The organism is Pelomonas sp. SE-A7 (assembly GCF_030345705.1).
Taxonomy (GTDB): domain Bacteria; phylum Pseudomonadota; class Gammaproteobacteria; order Burkholderiales; family Burkholderiaceae_C; genus JAUASW01.
In genome coordinates this window covers 2999888-3021275 of record NZ_JAUASW010000001.1, presented here as the reverse complement: position 1 = coordinate 3021275, position 21388 = coordinate 2999888, and the positions used below count along the sequence as shown (strand labels likewise).

19 protein-coding genes are annotated in these 21388 nt (G+C 70.1%); 16 read left to right on the top strand and 3 right to left on the bottom strand.

What is annotated here, in order from left to right; all coding sequences use genetic code 11:
- The first annotated feature begins 59 nt into the window (after positions 1–59).
- Both QT382_RS13670 and QT382_RS13665 read left to right on the top strand, forming a co-directional pair.
- Positions 60–2054: a monovalent cation:proton antiporter family protein gene (locus QT382_RS13670; RefSeq protein WP_289254581.1), complete on the top strand. Its 1995-nt coding sequence runs from the start codon at positions 60–62 to the stop codon at positions 2052–2054.
- An 88-nt stretch (positions 2055–2142) separates the two neighbouring features.
- Complete coding sequence (locus QT382_RS13665) at positions 2143–3405, top strand: acyl-CoA dehydrogenase family protein (protein WP_289254731.1); 1263 nt, start codon at positions 2143–2145, stop codon at positions 3403–3405.
- 21 nt (positions 3406–3426) lie between these two features.
- Here QT382_RS13665 and QT382_RS13660 read toward each other — a convergent pair whose 3' ends face one another.
- Positions 3427–3990 carry a hypothetical protein gene (locus QT382_RS13660; RefSeq protein WP_289254580.1) on the bottom strand — a complete coding sequence of 188 codons (564 nt, stop codon included), beginning with the start codon at positions 3988–3990 and terminating at the stop codon, positions 3427–3429.
- Positions 3991–4070: 80 nt separating this feature from the next.
- Complete coding sequence (locus tag QT382_RS13655) at positions 4071–4454, bottom strand: hypothetical protein (protein ID WP_289254579.1); 384 nt, start codon at positions 4452–4454, stop codon at positions 4071–4073.
- 185 nt (positions 4455–4639) lie between these two features.
- Here QT382_RS13655 and QT382_RS13650 point away from each other — a divergent pair, with 185 nt between their 5' ends.
- From QT382_RS13650 to QT382_RS13635, 4 genes are all read left to right on the top strand, one after another.
- On the top strand, positions 4640–5272 hold the full coding sequence (locus QT382_RS13650) for a PA4824 family protein (protein ID WP_289254578.1): 633 nt from the start codon (positions 4640–4642) through the stop codon (positions 5270–5272).
- 77 nt (positions 5273–5349) lie between these two features.
- On the top strand, positions 5350–5745 hold the full coding sequence (locus QT382_RS13645; RefSeq protein ID WP_289254577.1) for a GntR family transcriptional regulator: 396 nt from the start codon (positions 5350–5352) through the stop codon (positions 5743–5745).
- Between the two features lie 26 nt (positions 5746–5771).
- Complete coding sequence (locus tag QT382_RS13640; RefSeq protein WP_289254576.1) at positions 5772–6701, top strand: ABC transporter ATP-binding protein; 930 nt, start codon at positions 5772–5774, stop codon at positions 6699–6701.
- Positions 6698–8137, top strand: coding sequence for a hypothetical protein (locus QT382_RS13635; protein WP_289254575.1), 1440 nt, complete (start codon positions 6698–6700; stop codon positions 8135–8137). Before QT382_RS13640 ends, QT382_RS13635 begins: the two co-directional genes overlap by 4 nt.
- Positions 8138–8145: 8 nt before the next feature.
- Here QT382_RS13635 and trxC read toward each other — a convergent pair whose 3' ends face one another.
- Positions 8146–8574 carry a thioredoxin TrxC gene (gene trxC, locus QT382_RS13630; protein WP_289254574.1) on the bottom strand — a complete coding sequence of 143 codons (429 nt, stop codon included), beginning with the start codon at positions 8572–8574 and terminating at the stop codon, positions 8146–8148.
- 70 nt (positions 8575–8644) lie between these two features.
- On the opposite strand from trxC, the gene QT382_RS13625 reads away from it, so the two are divergent.
- The 10 genes from QT382_RS13625 to QT382_RS13580 all read left to right on the top strand — a co-directional run bounded on the left by QT382_RS13625 (position 8645) and on the right by QT382_RS13580 (position 21385).
- Positions 8645–10261 (top strand): sensor histidine kinase, encoded by a 1617-nt coding sequence (locus QT382_RS13625; RefSeq protein WP_289254573.1) that lies wholly within the window; start codon positions 8645–8647, stop codon positions 10259–10261.
- Positions 10258–10950: a response regulator gene (locus tag QT382_RS13620; protein ID WP_289254572.1), complete on the top strand. Its 693-nt coding sequence runs from the start codon at positions 10258–10260 to the stop codon at positions 10948–10950. The genes QT382_RS13625 and QT382_RS13620 overlap by 4 nt, the downstream gene beginning before the upstream one ends.
- Positions 10951–11008: 58 nt before the next feature.
- On the top strand, positions 11009–11530 hold the full coding sequence (locus QT382_RS13615) for an RNA polymerase sigma factor (protein ID WP_289254571.1): 522 nt from the start codon (positions 11009–11011) through the stop codon (positions 11528–11530).
- Positions 11527–12114 carry a hypothetical protein gene (locus tag QT382_RS13610; protein ID WP_289254570.1) on the top strand — a complete coding sequence of 196 codons (588 nt, stop codon included), beginning with the start codon at positions 11527–11529 and terminating at the stop codon, positions 12112–12114. Before QT382_RS13615 ends, QT382_RS13610 begins: the two co-directional genes overlap by 4 nt.
- Entirely contained in the window at positions 12111–13751 is a 1641-nt protein-coding gene (locus QT382_RS13605; RefSeq protein ID WP_289254569.1) for a serine hydrolase domain-containing protein, read from the top strand. The genes QT382_RS13610 and QT382_RS13605 overlap by 4 nt, the downstream gene beginning before the upstream one ends.
- Before the next feature lie 51 nt (positions 13752–13802).
- Positions 13803–15701 (top strand): potassium transporter Kup, encoded by a 1899-nt coding sequence (locus tag QT382_RS13600; protein WP_289254568.1) that lies wholly within the window; start codon positions 13803–13805, stop codon positions 15699–15701.
- Positions 15702–15739: 38 nt separating this feature from the next.
- Positions 15740–16558: a plasmid replication/partition related protein gene (locus QT382_RS13595; protein ID WP_289254567.1), complete on the top strand. Its 819-nt coding sequence runs from the start codon at positions 15740–15742 to the stop codon at positions 16556–16558.
- 76 nt (positions 16559–16634) lie between these two features.
- Positions 16635–17603 (top strand): type 1 periplasmic-binding domain-containing protein, encoded by a 969-nt coding sequence (locus tag QT382_RS13590; protein ID WP_289254566.1) that lies wholly within the window; start codon positions 16635–16637, stop codon positions 17601–17603.
- Between the two features lie 5 nt (positions 17604–17608).
- Positions 17609–19288 (top strand): sensor histidine kinase, encoded by a 1680-nt coding sequence (locus QT382_RS13585; RefSeq protein ID WP_289254565.1) that lies wholly within the window; start codon positions 17609–17611, stop codon positions 19286–19288.
- 12 nt (positions 19289–19300) lie between these two features.
- Entirely contained in the window at positions 19301–21385 is a 2085-nt protein-coding gene (locus QT382_RS13580) for a TonB-dependent receptor plug domain-containing protein (RefSeq protein WP_289254564.1), read from the top strand.
- Positions 21386–21388 lie beyond the last annotated feature (3 nt).

Sequence of the window (21388 nt, the reverse complement as noted above, 5' to 3'; positions counted from 1 at the left end):
GCGACGCATCCTACTCCGCGGGCCGGCCTGAAAAAGCTCAGCCCTTACCATCGGGCCCCATGACCTCGCTGGAACTGGCCCTGCTCTACCTCGTTGCCGCCGTGCTGGGCGTGGTCGTCTGCCGGTCGCTGAAGCTGCCGCCCATGCTGGGCTACCTGGCGGTGGGCGTGCTGATTGGGCCGAACGCATTGGCCTTCGCCAAGGACACGGCCGGTGTCCGCTACCTGGCCGAGTTTGGCGTCGTGTTCCTGATGTTCGTCATCGGCCTGGAATTCAACCTGCCCAAGCTTCGTTCGATGCGGACCCTGGTGTTCGGCCTGGGTCTGGCCCAGGTGGTGATCACCATCGTCGGTACGCTGATCGGCAACGAGCTGCTGGACTGGGGCTTCGGCCTGCTGGGCGTGCGCTGGGAGCTGGGCTGGCAGGGCGCCCTGGTGCTCGGTTCGGCCATGGCCATGAGCTCCACCGCCATCGTGGTCAAGCTGATGGCCGAGCGGCTGGAGCTGGAGAGCCAGCATGGCAAGCGCGTGATCAGCGTGCTGCTGTTCCAGGATCTGGCCGTGGTGCCGCTGCTGGTCCTGATCCCGGCATTGAACAGCGAAGGCACGGTGATGCTGCAGTCGCTGGCCTGGGCCGGCGTCAAGGCCGTGGCCCTGCTGGGCGTGCTGTTCTGGGGCGGCCAGAAGGCCATGCGCTGGTGGCTCACCCTGGTGGCCCGGCGCAAGAGCGAAGAGCTGTTCATGCTCAACCTGCTCCTGATGACGCTGGGCCTGGCCTGGATGACCGAGCATGCCGGCCTGTCGCTGGCCCTGGGCGCCTTCGTGGCCGGCATGCTGATCGCCGAGACCGAATACAAGCACCAGGTGGAGACCGACATCCGGCCCTTCCACGATGTGCTGCTGGGCCTGTTCTTCATCACTATAGGCATGAAGCTGGACTGGCGGCCGGTGATCAACCAATGGCCGCTGGTGCTGCTGCTGACCCTGCTGCCCATCCTGGCCAAGTCGGCCCTGATCGCCGCCCTGGCGCGCTTGATGAAGGCACCCGCCGGCACGGCGCTGCGCACCGGCCTCTACCTGGCCCAGGCCGGCGAGTTCGGCTTCGTGCTCCTGACGCTGGGCTCCGAGCACCGCCTGATCGCGCCGCAATGGGTCAGCCCGGTGCTGGCCAGCATGGTGCTCTCTATGCTGGCGACGCCGCTGCTCATCATGTACAGCAACCGCATCGTGATGAAGCTGTCCAGCAGCGACTGGATGCTGCAGTCGGTGCAGCTGACCACGATCGCCAAGAAGTCGATCAAGAACGAGGCCCACGTCATCATCTGCGGCTACGGCCGCAGCGGCCAGAACCTGGCGGCGCTGCTGGAGGCCGAGCAGATTCCCTACATGGCCCTGGACCTGGACCCCGACCGGGTGCGCCAGGCCGCGGCGGCCGGCCAGAGCGTGGTCTTCGGGGATGCCGCCAAGGTGCAGAGCCTGATGGCCGCCGGCCTGGCGCGTGCCAGCGCCGTGGTGGTCTCGTACCACGACACGCCCTCGGCGCTGAAGATCCTGCACCTGGTGCAGGCCCATGCGCCGCAGGTGCCGGTGGTGGTCCGCACCATCGACGATTCCGACCTGGAGAAGCTGCGCGCCGCCGGGGCGACCGAGGTCGTGCCCGAGGCCATCGAGGGCTCGCTGATGCTGGCCAGCCATGCGCTGGCCCTGGTGGGCGTGCCCATGCGCCGCGTGATCCGCCTGACCCGCGACGCCCGCGATGCGCGCTACGGCTTGCTGCGCGGCTATTTCCACGGCGCCGACGACGACGGCATCGAGGAGCGCCAGCAGGCACGGCTGCGCACCGTCACCCTGCCCCAGGCCAGCCCCCATGCGGGCGAGGCCCTGGGCGACCTGGCCCTGCATGCGGTGGGCGTGACCGTGGTCTCGATCCGCCGGGCCGGCGGCGCCGTGGTGCAGGCGGTAGACGAGCTCAAGCTGCAGGCCGGCGACACCCTGGTGATCTCGGGCGTCACCGAGGCGCTGGCCCTGGCGGAAGAAAAGCTGCTGTCCGCTTGACGACAGCCAGCCTGCTGCCTGCGCGACAGCCAGGCGGCGCGCGCTGCGCCAAACTAGGCGCACGCCAAGCCAGGAGTGCGCCATGAGCATGAACTTCGACTACAGCCCCAAGGTGCAGCAGATGCGCGAACGCCTGCTCGCCTTCATGGACCAGCACATTTACCCGAACGAGCGCCGCTTCCACGAGGAGATCGCCGCCAACCGGGCGGCCGGCAATGCCTGGATCCCGACGAAGGTGATCGAGGAGCTCAAGCCGCTGGCCAAGGCGGCCGGGCTGTGGAATCTGTTCCTGCCCCAGTCCAAGCGGGCGCCCGAGGGCCTGTCCAACCTGGAGTACGCGCCGCTGTGCGAGATCATGGGTCGGGTGTCCTGGGCGCCCGAGGTCTTCAATTGCTCGGCGCCGGACACCGGCAACATGGAGACGCTGGAGCGCTATGCCAGCGAGACGCTCAAGGACCGCTGGCTGGAGCCGCTGTTGCGCGGCGAGATCCGCTCGGCCTTTCTGATGACCGAGCCGGCCGTGGCCTCCTCGGACGCGACCAACATCGAATGCCGCATCGAGCGCGATGGCGACGAGTACGTGATCAACGGCCGCAAGTGGTGGTCCTCGGGCGCCGGTGATCCGCGTTGCGCGGTCTACATCGTGATGGGCAAGACCGATCCCGAGGCCGGCCGCCACGAGCAGCAGTCCATGATCGTCGTGCCGTCCGATGCGCCCGGCATCACCGTGCTGCGCCCGCTAAGCGTGTTTGGCTATGACGACGCACCGCATGGCCACATGGAGGTGGAGCTCAAGAACGTGCGGGTGCCGGTGGGTAACCTGTTGCTGGGCGAGGGTCGCGGCTTCGAGATCGCACAAGGCCGCCTGGGCCCGGGCCGCATCCACCACTGCATGCGTTCCATCGGCGCGGCCGAGCGGGCGCTGGAGCTGATGTGCGAGCGCGCCATCGCCCGCACCGCCTTCGGCAAGACCATCGCCCAGCAGACCGTCACCCAGGAGCGCATCGCCGAGGCGCGCTGCAGCATCGAGCAGGCGCGCCTGCTGACGCTCAAGGCCGCCTACATGATGGACACCGTGGGCAACAAGGTCGCCAAGGCCGAGATCGCGATGATCAAGATCGTCGCGCCCAACATGGCGCTGAAGGTGATCGACTGGGCCATTCAGGTCTTCGGCGGCATGGGCGTCAGCGACGACACGCCGCTGGCCATGATGTGGGCCCATCAGCGCACCTTGCGGCTGGCCGACGGGCCCGACGAAGTCCACCGCAATGCGCTGGCCAAGCTGGAGCTGGCGCGCCACATGAAGCTGCCGGCCGACAAGGTCCGGATGCCGGTGACACGGGGCGCCTGAGCGGCCCTGCAGCGCCCGGCCTCAGCGGGTGGCCGGGTAGCTGAGCGAGCGCAGCAGGGTCCGCGCCTCGTCAAACGCGGTCGAGAGATCGTGCTTGGCCGGCGCCTGCATGCGCTGCTCGGCATGGATCCAGCGGCCGGGGTCGGTGGGGTGGCGGCAAACCAGGCCCAGCAGCCATTCCAGCTCGCCGGCACCGCTCAGCCCGGCGCGGCGCGCGTCGTACTGCAGGCAGGGCGTGCCGTCTTGCATCGAGGTATTGAAATGCAGGCTGGTCGGAGGCCGCGGGTCGGCGCGCAGTTCGTCCTCCTTGCCCGCTTCGGCCAGGCGGAAGAACGACATCTCGCTGCCGTCGCCCCTGGCCTTCTCGGACCACAGCTGCAGGGACAGGCGCACCGGGCCATCGGCACGGCTCCACTGGCCATCGCCGGCGGCCTTCCATGTCGTCGCCGTGCTCTGCACTTGCGCGCCGGCAATGGCCAGCGGCACGGGCGGCGCCGCCTGGGCGCCCAGGGCCAGGGCGGCGAGCGCCGCGGCCAGCCAGGGCCGCATGTTGAAGCCCGAGGGCTTGCCGTTCTTGCTCTTCATCGCGTCTCCTGTGTTGTCGTCTTGAGGAGCTGAATCTGGCGGTCGCGGCAGGGCTTTCAAGGCCGCCTGACCTATCGTCGTCAGCCCGGCAAGGCCAGCGACAGCTGCAGCGGTACCGGGCCGGCCGGTGCGGGGCTGAGCCGGCCGCGCAAGGCCATGCGCTGGCCGGCCCGTGCCTCGAGCTGGGCCGTGCGGCGGGCATCGGTCTCGACCAGCACGCGGCCGACCTGCTTGAGTGGCTTGAGTCCGCCCGCCTGCTTCTCCTCGCGGGGCACGGTCATGCAGATCGGCTGTTGCAGCACCAGGACCAGACGGGCTTCGCCCTGCGGCGCCTTCAGCTTTTCGAGCCTGCCGCCGAGGCTGACCACGGCCGGGGCATAGGCCAGGCAGCGGGGCGGCGGCGCGGCCTGGGCCATGGCGCCCAGCAGGGCCAGTGCAAAGCAGAAGGCGGGTTTGGGCTTCATGGGGCCATCCTAGCGATGTCCCGGCCCTGCAGATGCAAGTCGAGGCCGCAGGCGGCGACGACGGCTTGGACAAGCGTCATCACCGTCGTCGATGATGCGCGGCACAAGCCCGACCGGCCGGAGACCCTGTGCAGAGACAAGCCCCGATCCTTCCGCCGCTTGCCCAGCTTGCTGCCGGGGCGGCAGTGCTGCTGTCGACCGCGCTCTGCCAGGCAGCCGGCGGCCACCATGCGGTCGACGACGCGGCCATGCTCGGCCCCGGCCAATGCCAGCTGGAGGCTTGGCTGGAGCGGGGGCACCACGCCTACCGGGCCCAGCACCTGGGCCCGGCCTGTCATGTGCAGGGCCTGGAGCTGGGGCTGAACCTGGACCGCCTGGCCCGGGCCGGCGATACGGCCCTGCGCAGCGCCGGGCTGCAGCTCAAGTGGGCCCGTGAGCTGCAGCCCGGCCTCGGCTGGGGCCTGGTCTGGGGCACGACCTGGCAGAGCGCTTCGCCGCGCCATGCCGGCCAGTCGCTGCTGTTGCCTGTGAGCTGGACACCGCTTGAGCAGCTGACGATCCATCTCAACGTCGGCCGCGACTTCCATGCCCGAGCTCCGGATCACGATCGCCATGGTGTTGCCCTCGAATGGCAGCCGCTGCCGCGCTGGCAGGGCCTGCTGGAGCGCTGGCATGACGGCGTGAGCCTGCACCATCGGTTCGGCCTCCGGCACACGGTCAGTGAAGCCTGGTCCATCGATCTGAGTCGCGCGCGCACCCACGCCGCGGCGGGCGCGGCCTGGTGGAGCCTGGGCCTGAACTGGTCTTTCGACCGCTGAAGCCCCCGCGTTCAAGCGGTGGGGCTTGACGCCGGTGTCCACGTGTACTACTGTACTAGTACACGCAGGAAATCACCGTGACCGACCCTTCGCTTTTCCAGATCAACACCGGCTCGACCGAGCCCATCTACCGCCAGCTGATCGAGCAGGCGCGGCGTCTCATCGCGGCCGGCCAGCTCCGGGCGGGTGACGAGATTCCGTCGGTGCGCGAGATCTCGGCGGCCCTGGCCGTCCATCCCATGACCATCTCCAAGGCCTACAGCCAGCTGGAGGCCGAAGGCCTGTTCCAGCGCCGCCGCGGCCTGCCCATGGTGGTGGCAGCCAGCCACCAGAAAGCCCAGCCGACCACCGAGCGGGTCGAGCTGCTACGCCCGCTGCTGGAGCGCGCCGCCACCGAGGCGCGCCAGCTTGAGCTGCCGGCCAGCCAGGTGCTGGCCCTTTTCAAGCAAATCCTTGCCGACGACCTGAAGTGAACGAACCCAAGAAAGACGCCCCCATCATGAACGCCACCACCACCGTCGCTTCCTCCAATCTCTCGGTCGGTCTGCTGGCCGAGCAGGCGCTGCCCAGCGCGTCGGCCCAGCTGCAGGGCATCCAGGTCAGTTATGGCAGCCAGCAGGTGCTGCGCGGTCTGGACTGGCAGCTGCTGCCCGGCCAGGTGATAGGCCTGCTGGGCCGCAACGGCGGTGGCAAGACCACGCTGCTGGAGACCCTGCTGGGCCTGCGCGAGCCCGGTGCCGGAACGGCCACGCTGTTCGGCCGGCCGGTGGCGGGCCTGGACGATGCGGCGCGTGCCCGCATCGGCTATGTGCCGCAGCAGGCCGATCTGTTCGAGTGGCTGACGCCGCTGCAGCTGCTGGCCTATTTCCGCAGCTTCTATCCGCGCTGGAACGAGGCCAAGGTCGAGGGCCTGATGTCGCGCTGGGACATTGCCCGCGACAAGCCCATCGCCCGGCTGTCCGGCGGCCAGAAGCAGCGTTTGTCCATCATCCGTGCGCTGGCCCATGAGCCCGACCTGCTGGTGCTGGACGAGCCGGTGGCCAGCCTGGACCCGGCCGGTCGGCGCGACTTCCTGCGCGAGCTGGTCGAGCAGGTGATTGACCGCGGCACGACCGTGGTGTTCTCCACCCACATCCTGTCGGACCTGGAGCGCGTGGCCTTCAACATCGCCTTCCTGAGCCAGGGCCGCATCGCGCTGCAGGCGCCGCTGGACGAGCTGCTGGAAAGCTGCCGCCTAGTGACCGGCCCGAGCAGCCAGCTGCAGCCGCTGCTGCAGCAGCGAGGCGTGACGCGACTCACGGCCCAGGCCCTGGACGGCGGCCGCGAGCGCTGGCTGCTGCGCTTCACCGCAGGCCAGCCCGATCTGCCGTCGGCCATGCTGAGCCAGGCGCCTTCGCTGGAAGACCTGTTCATGGAGCTGACGCAATGAACATCAACAATATCGCCACCTACAAGCTGATCCTGGCCCATGGCCCGCAGCAGCGCGGCAACGACCAGGGCTGGCGCACGCTGGGCCTCGTGGCGGCCGCGGTGCTGGCCTTGGCCCTGCTGCTGGTCGTCTCCAAGGGTTCGTGGCGGGTGGCCGGCGGCGTCATCGGCAATCTGATCCTGATCCTGGCCTGCATAGCCTGGGGCGGCCTGGTCTACAACCTGCTGCTGCAGAACCAGCCGAACTCGGCGCGGCTGGTGCCCGGCCATCTGGCCCGATTGCGTGAAGTGATGGTGGCCGGCTGGCTGTTCACCAGCGTGCTGGGCGCGGCCTCGCTGATGCTGGTCGGCCTGTCGCTGATGCCGGCCTGGCTGATCGCCGCCTGGAGCGTGGCCACGCTGGCGGTGATGATCCGCTGGCCGCTGGGCTGGGCCGTGATCTGGGTGCTGCCCCTGCTCGCCATCTGGTTCTACAAGAAGGGCTGGCTGGCCGGTCCGGTCGAGCTGCTGCAGACCCGCCCCTACCTGTGCATGTTGCTGACCCTGCTCGTGCTGCCGCTGCCCCTGGTCCAGCTGCTGCGCGATGGCGGCGGAGCCCATCGCAACGCCTATTCCCGTGCCCAGTACTGGCGCGAGGTGGCGCGTGAGGGCGTCGGTGCCCAGACCTGGGACAACAGCCGGCTGCCGGCGCCGCTGGCCTGGTTCAGCCGGTTGAACCGCGCGCCCTATCACCGCCAGCTCGAGCGGCTCAGTGCGAGCAGCGATCCTTCCACGATCAGCTCCAGGCTGATGCTGGGCCTGGGCCCGGCCGCGCACTGGACCGCCCAGCTCAGCGGCCTGCTGATGTTCGGCACGATCTTCATCCTGGTCTGCCTGGCCGGCCTGTGGATTCCCATCCCCTTCACCGACTTCCTGCGCGCCGGCAGCTTCGGCCTGACCATAGGCCTGATGAGCGCCCTGCTGTCGCCCTTGACCGGCATGGGCCGCACCCTGGTCAAGACCCGCCACGAGCAGCGCCTGCTGGTGCTCTTGCCCGGCGTGCCGCGCGGCCGCGAGCTGAACCGCCAGCTGGCCTGGCATTGGCTCGTGCAGTTCGGCATGACCTGGCTGCTCGGCCTGGTCGTGGCCGTAGGCGTGATGGCCTACAGCGGGGCGTCGGTCGAGCTGCTGCTGCCTTTCCTGCTGGCCTATCTGCTGCCGGTGGTGGTGTGCTGGCGCGACTGGGCCCGCGAGCCCAGCAACGGCCGGGCTTCGCTGCGGCTGATCTTTTGCGTGGTCGCAAGCGCCCTGCTGGGCTATGTGCTCTACAGGCTGGCGGGCGTGCCCATCTGGCTGTATGGATCCTTGCAGCTGGCGTTGGCCCTGGGCCTGGGCGCCGTGCGTTGGCGCCAGCAGCTCGCGGCGCCGCAGGCCTTGCCGGTGGGCCGCCTGGCCTGAGGGCCGGGCTACTGCATCCAGCCGATGATCTGGGCCGCCTGCAGCGCGCCCGAGATGCGCTGCTGCTCCTGGCCGGCCTCGAAGCGGATCAGCGTGGGAATGCTGCGGATGGCGAAGCGCTGCGAAAGCCGCGGCGCCTCGTCGCTGTTGACCTTGACCAGCAGGGCGCGGCCCTTGAGCCGCCGCGCCGCCTCCTCGAACTGCGGCGCCATCATTCGGCAGGGTCCGCACCAGGGCGCCCAGAAGTCGACCAGCACCGGGATCTCGGTGCTGCCCACCACCGCGTCGAAGCCGGTCTCGTCCAGCTCCACCACCTGGCCGCTGAGCAGGGCCTTGCCGCAGCGGCCGCAGGTCGGGTCCTCGGCCGCGCGCTCGGCGGGCACGCGGTTCTTGGTGTAGCAGTGGGGGCAGGCGATCAGCATGATGGGCGGGCACATGGGGCCGGCGCGGCCCGATTCAAGTCCTTCCTGATGATTTCCTGATGCCGGCCCTGTTACCGTGCCCGCCATGGAACTGCTGAAGCCCCTGCCCGGCAAGCATCGCTGGCCCGCCCTGCTGGTCTGGGCGCTAGGCTGGCTGGCGATGTTCGCGCTGGACGGCCGGGTCGACCTGGCCAATCTGTCCATGCTGCTGGTGATGTCGGCGGCCCTGGCTTCGCTGTGGCAGCCGGTGCCCGCGTCGATGCTCAGCAGCCTGCTGGCCGTGATGGCTTTCAACTGGTGTTTCGTGCCGCCGCGCGGCAGCTTCGCCGTCGACCTGCGCTCGCATGCATTGCTGCTGGGTTCGATGCTGCTGCTGAGCTGGATCTCTTCCATCCTACTGGCGCGCTTGCGCTGGCAGGCCCTGGTGGCGCAGCGTCATGCGGCCCAGGCCGAGGCGCTGCGTCGCCTGGCCGACCGGCTGCGCGATGCCGCCCAGCCGGCGGAGCAGGCGCCGCTGCTGGTCGAGGCCTTGCAGCCGCTGTCTGCCGGACCGGTGCAGCTGCTGTGCCTGCTGGACCAGCTGCCGGCCCGCAACGACGATGCCGCGGCCCTGCTGCTCGGCGCGCCCGATGCCGATGCGCATGACGGGCTCTGGGCCTGCCTGCGCGCCGGCCAGGCCTTCGGTCCCGGCACCGGCCGCTACGAGGAGCTGCCGGCCTGGTACCTGCCCATGCGTGGCCGCCAGGCCAGCCATGGCGCGGTCCGCATCGCGCTGCCAGGCACGGTCGACACCGGCCAGCGCGAGCAGGCCCAGGCCCTGAGCGATCTGATGGGCCAGGCCCTGGAGCGCCGCGTTGCCGAACGGTCCACGCAACGAGCTCATGACGAGGCCGAGGGCCAGGCCACCCGCAATGCGCTGCTGGCTGCCATCTCGCACGACTACCGCACGCCGCTTGCCACCATCCTGGGCGCGGCCTCGGCGCTGCAGGAGCAGGGCGACAAGCTGAGTGCGGCGCAGCGCCGCCGCCTGGTCGAGACGGTGATGGACGAAACCCGCTCGCTCTCGCGCTTCACCGACAACACCTTGCAGCTGGCGCGGCTGGACGCCCCCGGCGTGCAATTGAAGCTGGACTGGGAATCGGCCGAAGAGCTGGTCGGTGCCGTGCTGCGCCGCGTGCGCCAGCGCCGCGCGCTGGAGGCCGAGGACGGGCCCAAGCTGCGCGCCCGGCTGGAGCCCGAGCTGCCGCTCTTGCGCTGTGATGCCTTGCTGCTCACGCAGCTGCTGGAAAACCTGGTGGACAACGCGCTCAAGTACGCCGGCAGCAGCGGCATCGAGATCCTGGTGCGGCGCGAGAGAGTTGAGCACCCCCAGGGCCGGCCCGCGTCCGGCCCTCCCCCCGAGGGGGCCAAGGAAACTTGGGGCGGCCCGGCGTTTCCTTGCGACCAGCTGGTGCTGGCCGTGCGCGACCGCGGCCCCGGCGTGCCGCCGGCCTGGCGGCAACGCATCTTCGAGGTGTTCCAGCGCGGCCAGGAGCTGGACCGCCAGCGGCCCGATGCCGCACCGGCCCGCGGCGCCGGTGTGGGGCTCGCGGCCTGCCGCGCGATTGCCCGCGCCCATGGCGGCGAGATGCGCTATCGCGCCCGCTCGCATGGCGGTTCCAGTTTCGAATGCTGGTTGCCGGTGGCGGAACAGCCGACATGAATATGCGAGTCCTCCTCATCGAAGACGACAAGGAACTGCGGGCCACGCTGCGCGATGCGCTGCAGGTCGAGGGCTACGCGGTCCAGACCGCTGCCAGCCTGTGCGAAAGCCGGGCCTTGCTGCAGCATGACCAGGCGCCCGACCTGGTGCTGCTGGACCTGGGCCTGCCCGATGGCGATGGCGAGCAGCTGCTGGCCGAGCTGCGCCGCAGCAAGGGCACGCCGGTGCTGGTGATCTCGGCCCGCCACCAGGACGGCAGCAAGGTCCGTTTGCTGGATGCAGGCGCCGATGACTACCTGGTCAAGCCTTTCTCCATAGGCGAGCTGCTGGCCCGCATGCGCGTGGCGCTGCGCCACCGCGGCACCTTGCTCAAGCCAGCCATCACCCGCTACGAGCGCGATGGGCTGGAAGTAGACCTGGCGGCGCACAAGGTGGTGCTGAACGGCGGCGAGCAGCACCTGACCCCAACCGAGTTCAAGCTGCTGGCCCGGCTGGTGCGCTCAGCCGGCCAGGTGGTCACACACCGGGCGCTGCTGGCCGATGTCTGGGGGCCGGAGTTCACCGAGCACACGCAATACCTGCGGCTCTACATGGGCCAGCTGCGCGCCAAGCTGGAGGCCGATCCGGCCGATCCGCAGCGGCTGCTGACCGAGCCGGGCGTGGGCTACCGCCTGGTCGAAGGGCACTGACGAGAAAAATCTTGGCAGCGCCTGTAAGAAGTCGCCGGGCGGCCGCACTACCTGTCACATGAGCGCTTCGAGCCCCCAGGACCCGCTGTACCGCCAGGCGATGGACGCCCATGGCGCGGAGCTGGCCCGCTTCTGCGGAGGCTACGAGCGCGACCCGGCCCTGCGCCAGGAGCTGCAGCAGGAGCTGCACCTGGCGATCTGGCAGAGCCTGGCCGGCTTCCGCGGCGACTGCTCGCTGCGTACCTGGGTCTACCGCGTGGCGCATAACGTCGGCGCCCGTCATGTGCAGCAGCATGCCGGCAAGTCGCCGCCCATGCTGGAGCTCGAGGAGGCCGAGCACCTGGCCGACGAACGCCAGGACCCGGACCACACCGAGCGCCGGCTCGACCTGCAGCGGGTGCTGGCCCTGGTCCACCGGCTCAAGCCGCTGGACCGCGAGCTGATGCTGCTCTACCTGGAAGAACTCGACGCCGCCGCCATGGCCGAGATCACCGGCCTGTCGGCACGCAACGTCGCCACCAAGATCCACCGCATCAAGGCCCTGCTGGCCAAGCAGCTGGGACTGGGAGTACCGTCATGAGCGACGAACTGCACAAGCTGTGGAAGTCCCAGCCGGCCGAGCCGATGCAGGCCCGGCCGACCGAGGAGCTGGCCCGCCAGGCCGCGGCCTTCAACCAGCGCATCGCCAAGCGCAATCGCAGCGAACGGCTGTCGGCCGTCATCGTCATTCCGGTCTTCCTGCTCTATGCCTGGATCTATCCGACCTGGCCGACCAAGCTGGGCGCCCTGCTGATCGTGGCCGGCGTCCTGGTCGTGCTGTGGCAGCTGAAACGGCGGGCCGAGGCCGGTGACCTGTCCGTGGCCCTGGGCCAGGACCTGCTGGCCTTCCACCGTGGCGAGCTGCTGCGCCAGCGCGATGCCCTGCGCTCGGTCTGGCTCTGGTACATCGGGCCCCTGGTGCCGGGCCTGGCCCTGTTCATCTGGGGTCGCCAGCAGGAGTTGGCCACGCCGGCCGCCGCGGCCTGGCATCCCTGGATCCATGCCGTGATCGTTGTGCTGATGCTGGCCATCGTGCTGCTCAACCTCTGGGCCGCCCGCAAGCTGCAGCGCCAGATCGACGAACTCGACCGTCTGAACGAATCAACCAAGGAGGAGAAACCATGAAGCAACCGAAAGGCAAACACTTGATCGCCCTGGCCCTGCTGGCCTTGCCCGCCCTGCTGTGCGCAGCGCCACTGCCCGAGACCGAGCTGGCGCTGCAGCAGAAGATCGAGGCGCGCATCCTGGGCGACCGCACCGGGGCCTGTCTGCAGGCGGCCCTGATAGACAAGGGCCAGGTCTTGCGGGCCCGGGTCTGCGCCGGCACCCGCAAGGACCCGGCGCCGGCCCCGGACGCGGCCTTCGAGATCGGCTCGGTCACCAAGACCATGACCGCCTACCTGGTCCAGGGCCTGGTCGCGAGCGGCAAGTGGTCGCTGGACGATCCCATCGCCAAGCACCTGCCAGAGGGGACGGCCGTGCCGCGCCAGGGCGAGCGCCAGATCCTGGTGCGCGACCTCCTGACCCACAGCAGCGGCCTGCCGGGTCTGCCGCCGGGCATGGCCATGGGCGACATGAGCAATCCCTATGCGACCTTGACCGAGGCGCAGCTGCTGGCCTCGCTGGCCCAGGTCAAGCTGGCGCGAGCGATTGGCAGCCAGGCCGAGTATTCGAACTACGCAATGATGCTGCTCTCGCTGGCCGTGGCGCGCAGCCTGGGCGGCGATTACGAGGCGGCGCTGCGCGAGCAGCTGTTCAAGCCGCTGGGCATGGGCAAGGCCTATGTGAGCAAGCCCGCGGGCGCCATGCCGGCCGCCGGCCATCTGCCCACCGGCGAGCCGACACCGGCCTGGACCATTGCCACCAACCTGGCCGGCGTCGGCATGGTCAAGGCCACGCTGGCCGACATGGAAAGCTATGCCCGCGCCCAGCTGGGCGAAGGCCCGGCCGCGCCGGTCGCCCTGATGCGCCAGACCCAGCATCCGCTGGCCCACGGCTTTGCGATGAACTGGATGCGCCGCAGCCTGCAGGGCCGCGAGCTGGTGATGCATGAAGGCGGCACCGGCGGCTTCTCCTCGCTGGTGGCGCTGGAGCCGGGTGCACAGCGCGGCGTGGTGCTGCTCGCCGACACCTCGCTGGCCGACCTGGGCGGTCTGAGCGATCTGGGCCTGGCCTTGCTGGGCCTGGACGGGCCTGCGCTGAAGTCCCGCAAGGCGGCCGAGGCACCGGCAGCGCTGCGCAAGGCGATGGCCGGCGAGTACGAGCTGGCCGGCATGAAAGTGAAGGTCTGGGAGCAGGGCGACAAGCTGATGGCCCAGGCCACCGGCCAGGGCGAGCTAGAGCTGCGCTACGACAGCTACGGCGACTTCTATCCGCAGGGCTTCTCCGCGCTCTTGCGTCCGCAGCCGCCGGTGAATGGCGTGGTCGAGCGCTTCGCCTGGCGCCAGATGGGCGGCTTGATGGAAGGCCGCCGGGTCGGCCTGGTCGAGGCCGCGCCCAGCATCAGCAATGCGGCCTGGCGCGACTGGGCCGGCGAGTTCCAGCTGATGCCCCAGTTCAGCCTCAAGGTCTTCGAGCGGGACGGCCGGCTGATGGTGCAGGGCACGGGCCAGCCGGCCATCGCCGCCGAAGCCACGGGCAAGGACCGCATCGAGATCAAGGCCGTGGGCGCTGTCGTCGAGTTCGAGCGCGATGGCACGGGCCAGGTGGTGGCGGCCGTGCTGCTGCAGGGTGGACAGAAGCTGCGCGGCGCCAAGAAGTAGCCACGCCACTTATGCGTTCCTGATGCCCGCGGCGCGAAGCTGCGGGCCATCATGAGCGACAACACCCCCTCACCCTCCCACCTTCCCAAGAGCGGCCTGGCCGCCCTGACCCTCGGCGCCATCGGCGTGGTCTACGGCGACATAGGCACCAGCCCGCTGTACACGGTCAAAGAAGTCTTCCTGCCGGCCACTGGCGTCAGCCTGGACCCGCACAACATCATCGGCGCGATCTCCGTGATCGTCTGGGCCCTGATGCTGGTGGTCACGCTGAAGTACGTGATCCTGATCCTGCGGGCCGACAACCGCGGCGAAGGCGGCGGCCTGGCACTGACCGCGCTGGCCACGCATGCGGTCAGCAGCAAGCCGCGGCTGCGCAAGGCCCTGCTGCTGCTCGGCGTGTTCGGCGCCACGCTGTTCTACGGCGACTCGGTGATCACGCCGGCCATCTCGGTGATGGGCGCGATCGAAGGCCTGGAGGTAGCGACACCGGCCCTCAAGCCTTATGTGCTGCCGATCTCGCTGGCCATCCTGGTGGGCCTGTTCCTGGTCCAGCGTTTCGGCACGGCCGTGGTGGGCAAGGTCTTCGGCCCGGTCATCGTGCTGTGGTTCGGTGTGCTGGCCGTCATAGGCCTGCACCACATCCAGCAGCAGCCGCAGATCCTGGCGGCGCTGAATCCGCTGCATGCCTGGGAGTTCCTGACCCAGCGCGGCTGGCAGCTGTTCGCCGCGGTCGGCGCCATCGTGCTGGCCCTGACCGGCGCCGAGGCCCTGTATGCGGACATGGGTCACTTCGGCGCGAAGCCGATCCGCCTGGCTTGGACCGGCCTGGTCTTCCCCGCGCTGGCGCTGAATTACCTGGGCCAGGGTGCCCTGCTGATAGCCGACCCCACGGCCATAGAGAACCCGTTCTACCGCCTGTTCCCGGAGTGGCTGGTGCTGCCGGCCGTGGCCCTGGCCGCGATGGCGGCGGTGATCGCCTCGCAGGCCGTGATCTCGGGCGCCTATTCGATGACCAAGCAGGCGATCCAGCTCGGCTTCCTGCCGCGCATGGAAATCCGCGCCACCTCGGCCAGCGAAGCCGGCCAGATCTACCTTCCCGGCGTCAACTGGGCCCTGCTGGCCGGCGTGATGGCGGCCGTGGTGATGTTCGGCTCCAGCTCCGCCCTGGCCGGCGCCTATGGCATCGCGGTCACGCTGACCATGATGATCACGACCCTGCTGACCTATGTGGTGATACGCGAGGGCTGGCGCCTGCCGCGCCTCATCGCCATTCCGGTGACCCTGGGCTTCCTGGCGCTGGATGCCTTGCTGGTGGCCGGCTGCGCGATCAAGTTCTTCGACGGCGGCTGGTTCCCGCTGGCCCTGGGCGTGCTGCTGTTCGGCGTGATGAGCACCTGGGCGCGCGGCCGCGAGCTGCTGATGGGCTCGATCCGCTCCGAGGGCCTGGAGCTGCAGCCCTTCGTCGAAGCGCTGGCGAGTGGCGAGAGCGCCAACAAGGCGCTGCGCACCGCGGTCTATGCCGTGGCCAACCCGGACACCGTGCCCCAGGCCCTGCTGCACAACCTCAAGCACAACCAGGTGCTGCACGAGAGCAATGTGATCCTGACCGTGGTGTTCGAGGACCGGCCCTGGGTGGCCGACCAGGAGCGGGTGCAGTTGCAGGCGCTGGCGCCGGGCTTCTGGCGCGTCAGCTTGCACTTCGGCTTCATGGACAGGCCCGACGTGCCGCGCGCCCTGGCGCTGTGCGAACCCAAGGGCCTTCGCGTGCCGGCTTTCGAGACCAGCTACTTCCTCAGCCGCGAGACCGTGGTGCCGACGCCGGGCGCCGGCATGGCCGGCTGGCGCGAGCGGCTGTTCGCGGCCATGAGCCGCAACTCGGGCAGCGTGGCCGAGTTCTTCTGCCTGCCGGACAACGCCGTGGTCGAGCTGGGGACGCGGGTGCAGATATAGTGCCGGCCCTTTGAGAAGGTCGGCCGGACCTGCCCCGCATGAACATCGTTGTCGACCCCGCGCTGCAAGCCTATATCGAGCCCCTGACCGCCGACGAGGAGGAGGCGCTGGAGCGCAGCCTGCTGACCGAGGGCTGCCGCGATTCGCTGGTGCTGTGGGGCGAGGTGCTGGTGGACGGCCACAACCGCTACCGCCTGTGCCAGCGCCACGGCCTGCCGTTCAACACGGTGCAGAACACGCGCTTCAAGACGCTGGAGGACGTGCACCTGTGGATGATCGACCAGCACCTGGGCCGGCGCAGTGTTTCGGACTTCCAGCGCGGCGTGCTGGCCCTGCGCAAGAAGGAAATCATCGCGGCGCGCCGCGCGGCCCTGCTGGCGCGCGACGTGGCCGACGAGGCGCCCGCAGCAGCGACTGAGGCCGTCAGCGCCGAGCCGGCCCTGCCACCGGCCCAGCCGCTGAACACCCGCGAGGCCGTGGCCCGCGCGGCCCGCATCAGCAGTGCCCAGGTGTTGCAGATCGAGAAGATCCAGAAGCAGGCCGCGCCGGAGCTGGTCACGGCGGTCAAGACCGGCCAGATCTCGCTGGCCGCCGCGGCCGTGGTCGCCTCGCTGCCGGCCGAAGAGCAGCAGGCCGCCGTGGCCGGCGGCAAGGACGAGCTCAAGCAGGCGGCCAAGCGGGTGCGCGAAAGCAAGAAGCGCATGCCAGCGGAACTTCCCGCCGAGACCGAGGAGGCGAGCGTCGAAGCGCCGCCGGACGAGGTCGGACAGCTCAAGGCGCGGGTCGCCGCGCTCGAGGCCGAGAATCGGTCCTTGCGTGAGCAATTGGTCGCACTTCAGGCCCTGGCGACCCCCTGACTTTCCCCCGGGGCGGGACCGGGGCCGACGCGCCAGAATCCTGGCAGGGGTGCCTTGCGCCCACCGGAGTTCCGTCTTGCCCTGTCTGTCCGCCGACCCAGCCGATCTCGCGCGCCGCCGTGCCTGCGCGATGGGCCTGCTTGCGCTGGTCGGCGGCGTGCGTGCGGCCCCGGCTGCGGGTCAGGTGGCGGTGCTCTATCCCGAGGTGGCCGAGCCCTACCGCAGCGTGTTCGCCCGCATCCTCGACGGCATTGACGACAAGGTGCAGGCACCGGTCGGCCGCCTGGCCGTGCCGGCCCAGGGCGATGGCGCCGGCCTGCTCAAACCGCTGCTGGAGAAGTCACCCAAGGTCGTGATCGCGCTGGGCCGCGCGGGGCTGCGGCTGGCCGAGGCCCTGGACCGCAGCATCGAGGTGGTGGGCGGCGGTGTCGTCGGCCCGCCGGAAGGTGAGCAGCGCAGCGCCACGCTGCTGAGCCTCAATCCCGATCCGGCCCTGCTCTTGCAGCGGCTGCGCTCGCTGCAGTCCACGGCACGGCGGGTCACCCTGGTGCATTCCATTCGCAGCTCGGGCTGGTTGCTGCGCTTTGCCCGCGAGGCGGCGCGCCAGCAGGAGCTGGAGCTGAGGGCCGTCGAGGTCGACGACCTCAAGGGCGCGCTGCGCCAGTACCAGGACTTCTTCGCCAACGCCCAGCCGCGCGACGACGCGCTGTGGCTGCCGCAGGACGCGGCCAGCGTCGACGAGGCGGCGGTCCTGCCCTATGTGCTGCAGGAGGCCTGGGACCGCAACATCGTGGTGTTCTCCAGCAGCCTGGCCCATGTGAGGCGGGGCGTGCTGTTCTCGCTCTATCCGGACAACCTGGAACTGGGCCGCCACCTGGCCACGCTGGCCCTGGGCTATCTGGGCCAGGCCAGCGCCGCGCCGCGCGGGGCCCAGCCGCTCAAGGCGGTGCAGGCGGCGCTGAACTGGCGCACGGCCCAGCATTTGTCGCTCAACCTCAATGCCAAGCAGATGCGCAGCTTCGAGCTGCTGCTGCCGGAGAAGTGAGCGGCATGGAACGCAGCCTGCCCTTCTTCGCCACGATCCGGCGCGCCAATTTCCGGCGCCAGCTGACCCTGCTGGTCTCGTTCGGCGTGCTGCTGGTCTGCGCGGCCTCGGCCGGGCTGTCGTCCTGGCAGAGCATCCAGCAGGCGCGCCAGACCCTGGTGCTGCAAGGCCTCAACCTGGCCGGCAGCCTGGCGCAGCAGAGCCAGCTGGCCCTGCTGACCGGCGGCGCCGAGAACGCCCATGACGCCATCGACCGGGCCTTCAGCTTCCCCTCGGTGCGCCGGGTCGAGCTGCTGGATGCCCAGGGCCGCAAGCTGCTGGCCCGCGGCAATGTGCCGGCCCTGGCCGCCTCGCAGCCGCTGGCCCAGGCCAGCAGTCCCTACCTGGAGCAGGAAAGCGCCGAGGCCTGGAGCTTCATCGCCCCGGTGCGCTCTGGCGGCGGCGAGGCCTCGCCGTTTGCGGCCGAGGAGCAGAAGCCGGGCGAGCTGCTGGGCTATGTGCGGCTCTCGCAGGGCAAGGGCGAGCTGCAGGACCTGGTGGTGCGCCTGCTGCTGTGGAATTTCGGGGCCGGCCTGCTGCTGGCCCTGGGCCTGCTGCTGGCGCTGCGCCTGCTGTCGCGCCGGCTGACCCGGCCGCTGGGCGATCTGGCCGCCACCATGGCCCGGGCGCGTAGCGGCGAGATGGGCCTGCGCGCCCAGCTGGACGGCCCGCGCGACATCGCCCAGATGGCCGGTGCCTTCAACGAGATGATGGAAGTGCTGGAGCAGCGCGACCGCCAGCTGCTGCTGCAGAACGAGCAGCTGCAGCAGCATGCCGACACGCTGGAACAGCGCGTGGCCGAGCGCACCCGGTCCCTGCTGGCCAGCAACGCCGAGCTGCAGCGCGCGCTGGACAACCTCGGCGAGGCGCAGAAGCAGCTGGTCGAATCCGAGAAGCTGGCCTCGCTGGGCCGGTTGGTGGCCGGTGTGGCCCATGAGCTGAACACGCCGCTGGGCAATGCGCTGATCGCCTCGTCCAGCCTGGAGGAGGACCTGCACCGGCTGCAGCGCCTGACCGAGTCCAACCTGCTCAAGCGCAGCGAGCTGATGGACGCGCTGGCGCGCAGCGCCGATGGCTATTCGCTGGTGCACCGCAACGTGGTGCGGGCCGCCGACATCGTGCGCGGCTTCAAGCAGCTGGCGCTGGACCAGACCACCGATGCGCGACGCCGCTTCGACCTGCACCAGGTGCTGGGCGAGCTGCTGCACACCATGCAGCCCAGCTTCCGCCACACGCCGTTCCGCCTGATCGAGGAGCTGGAGGCCGGCATAGAGATGGACAGCTACCCCGGTCCGCTGGGCCAGGTGGTCGGCAATGTGGTGATGAACGCCCTGCTGCACGGCTTCGAGGGCCGCGAGTCGGGCACGGTCACGGTGCGCTGCTGGTCGTTGGACGAAGGCCGTGTGCAGGTCGAATGCCGAGACAACGGCCACGGCATGAGCGACGAGGTGCGCCAGCGCATCTTCGAACCCTTCTTCAGCACCCGTTTCGGCCAGGGCGGCTCGGGCCTGGGCATGCACATCGTCCACACCCTGGTGACCGGCCTGCTGGGCGGCCGTGTTTCCGTGGAGAGCCAGAGCGGCGAGGGCACGCGCATCCTGATCACGCTGCCGCGTCGGGCGCCCGAGGCCGGGCCCCAGTCCTGAGGAGTCGTCCCCATGAGCAAGTCGACGTCCGTCTGTCTGCTGCTGGCCCTGGCAGCTTCCTCGGCCTGGGCCCAGAGCAGCGAGGAGCAGGAACTGGCCCAGGTCTGGGGCGACGCCGCCATGGTGCGGGTTGCCACGGGCAGCCGCCAGCCGCTGCACCGTGCGCCGGCGGTGGCCAGTGTGTTCACCGCGGCCGACATCCGGGCGATGGGTGCGGCCGACCTGCGCGAGGTGCTGGAGCGGGTGCCGGGCCTGCATGTCTCGCGCTCGCCCTTCGCCTACGAACCCAAGTACCAGCTGCGCGGCATCAGTCACGACTACAGCCCGCAGCTGCTGGTGCTGATCGACGGCGTGCGCCGGCAGTCCATCTATTTCGGCTCGGCCGAGACACTGTGGGTGGACATGCCGGTGGACACCATAGAACGGGTCGAGGTCGTGCGCGGGCCGGGCTCTGCGCTGTATGGCGCCGACGCCTTTTCCGGCGTGATCAGCATCACCACCAAGGCCGCGTCCCCCGGCACCCGGATCGGCGTTCAACTGGCTTCGCGCCGGGGCCGGGCCGGCAGCCTGCAATGGGGGCGTGATTGGCAGGGCGGCCATGTCGGGGCGTCGCTGCGCCTGGCCCGCAGCGACGGGCCCGACGAACGTATCGAGGCCGATGCCCAGTCCGCGCTCGATGCGCTGTTCGGCAGCCATGCCTCGCTGGCGCCGGCGGCGATGCGGATGCAGAGCGAGAGCCGCGACGCCGCGCTGGACCTGGCCGAGGGGGCCTGGACGCTGCGGACACGCCACAAGGCGCGCGACCTGCTCGGCTCCGGTCCGGGCCTGGCTGGCGCTCTCGCGCCGCAGGACCGGCTGCGCAGCCGCCTGACGACGCTGGACCTGGCTCAGCAGCGTGAAGACCTGGCCAGCGACCTGCTGCTGGAGAGCCATCTGGGCGGCCAGTGGAGCTCGTTCGATGGCTACTACACGCTGTTTCCGGCCGGCGCGTTCGGCGGCCTCTACCCGCAGGGCATGGTGGGTGCACCCGGCTTCGATATCCGGCTCCTGAACGCCTCGCTGGACCTGAGCTGGAGCGGCTGGACCGGCCACCGCCTGCGCTGGGGCCTGGGCTGGCAGCTGGCCGGCGTGGACAAGACCCGCGAGCTCAAGAACTTCAGCTTCGTGCTGCTGCCCGGCGTGGGCCTGTTTCCGGCGCCGCTGGGCGCGGTGGTCGATGCCCGCAGCGCCGACGGCCTGTTCATGGACAGGCATTCGCGCCGCCTGGTCTATGCGCTGCTGCAGGACGAATGGAGCCTGGCTCGTGACTGGACCCTGACTGCCGGGCTGCGGCATGACCGCTATTCGGACTTCGGCAGCACCACCAACCCTCGCGTGGCCCTGGTCTGGGAGGCCAGCCAGCAGCTGACCGCCAAGCTGATGCACGGCCAGGCGTTCCGGGCCCCGTCCTTCGTCGAGGCCCATATCCGCAACAATCCGGTCGCGCTCGGCAATCCGGCCATCACGCCGGAGCGCATCGGCACGACCGAGCTGGCGCTGGACTGGCATCCGAGCGAGCGGCTGGGTGCCACGCTGAACCTGTTCCGCTACCGCATGAGCGAGCTGATCCGCTTCGTGCCCAACGTCAATCCGGCCACCGGCAACACCGCGCAGAACGAGGGTCGCCAGCGCGGCAAGGGGCTGGAAGCCGAGCTGCGCTGGCAGTTCATGCCGGGCGCCCAGCTGCAGTCGGCGCTGGCCTGGCAGCGTTCACACGATGCCGATGCCGGCCTGCCCGTGGCCGAGGTGCCGAGCCGCCTGCTGCGCCTGGGCCTGGATCTGGCCTTGCCGGCCGACTGGCATCTGCAGGCGCAGGCCCGTCATGTGGCTGGCCGCAAGCGCGCGGCCGGCGATGCCCGGCCGCCGGTGGCCGACTACACCCTGACCGACCTGAGCCTGCGCAGTCCCGAGCTGGGCGGTGGCTGGAGCCTGCTGCTGGCGGTGGACAACCTGTTCGATGCCGATGCCCGCGAGCCCAGCCCGGCGCCGGGCAATGCCCGCTTCGACTTTCCGCTGGCGCGGCGGCAGTTGCGGGCTCAGTTGCTGCTGGCGTTCTGAGTG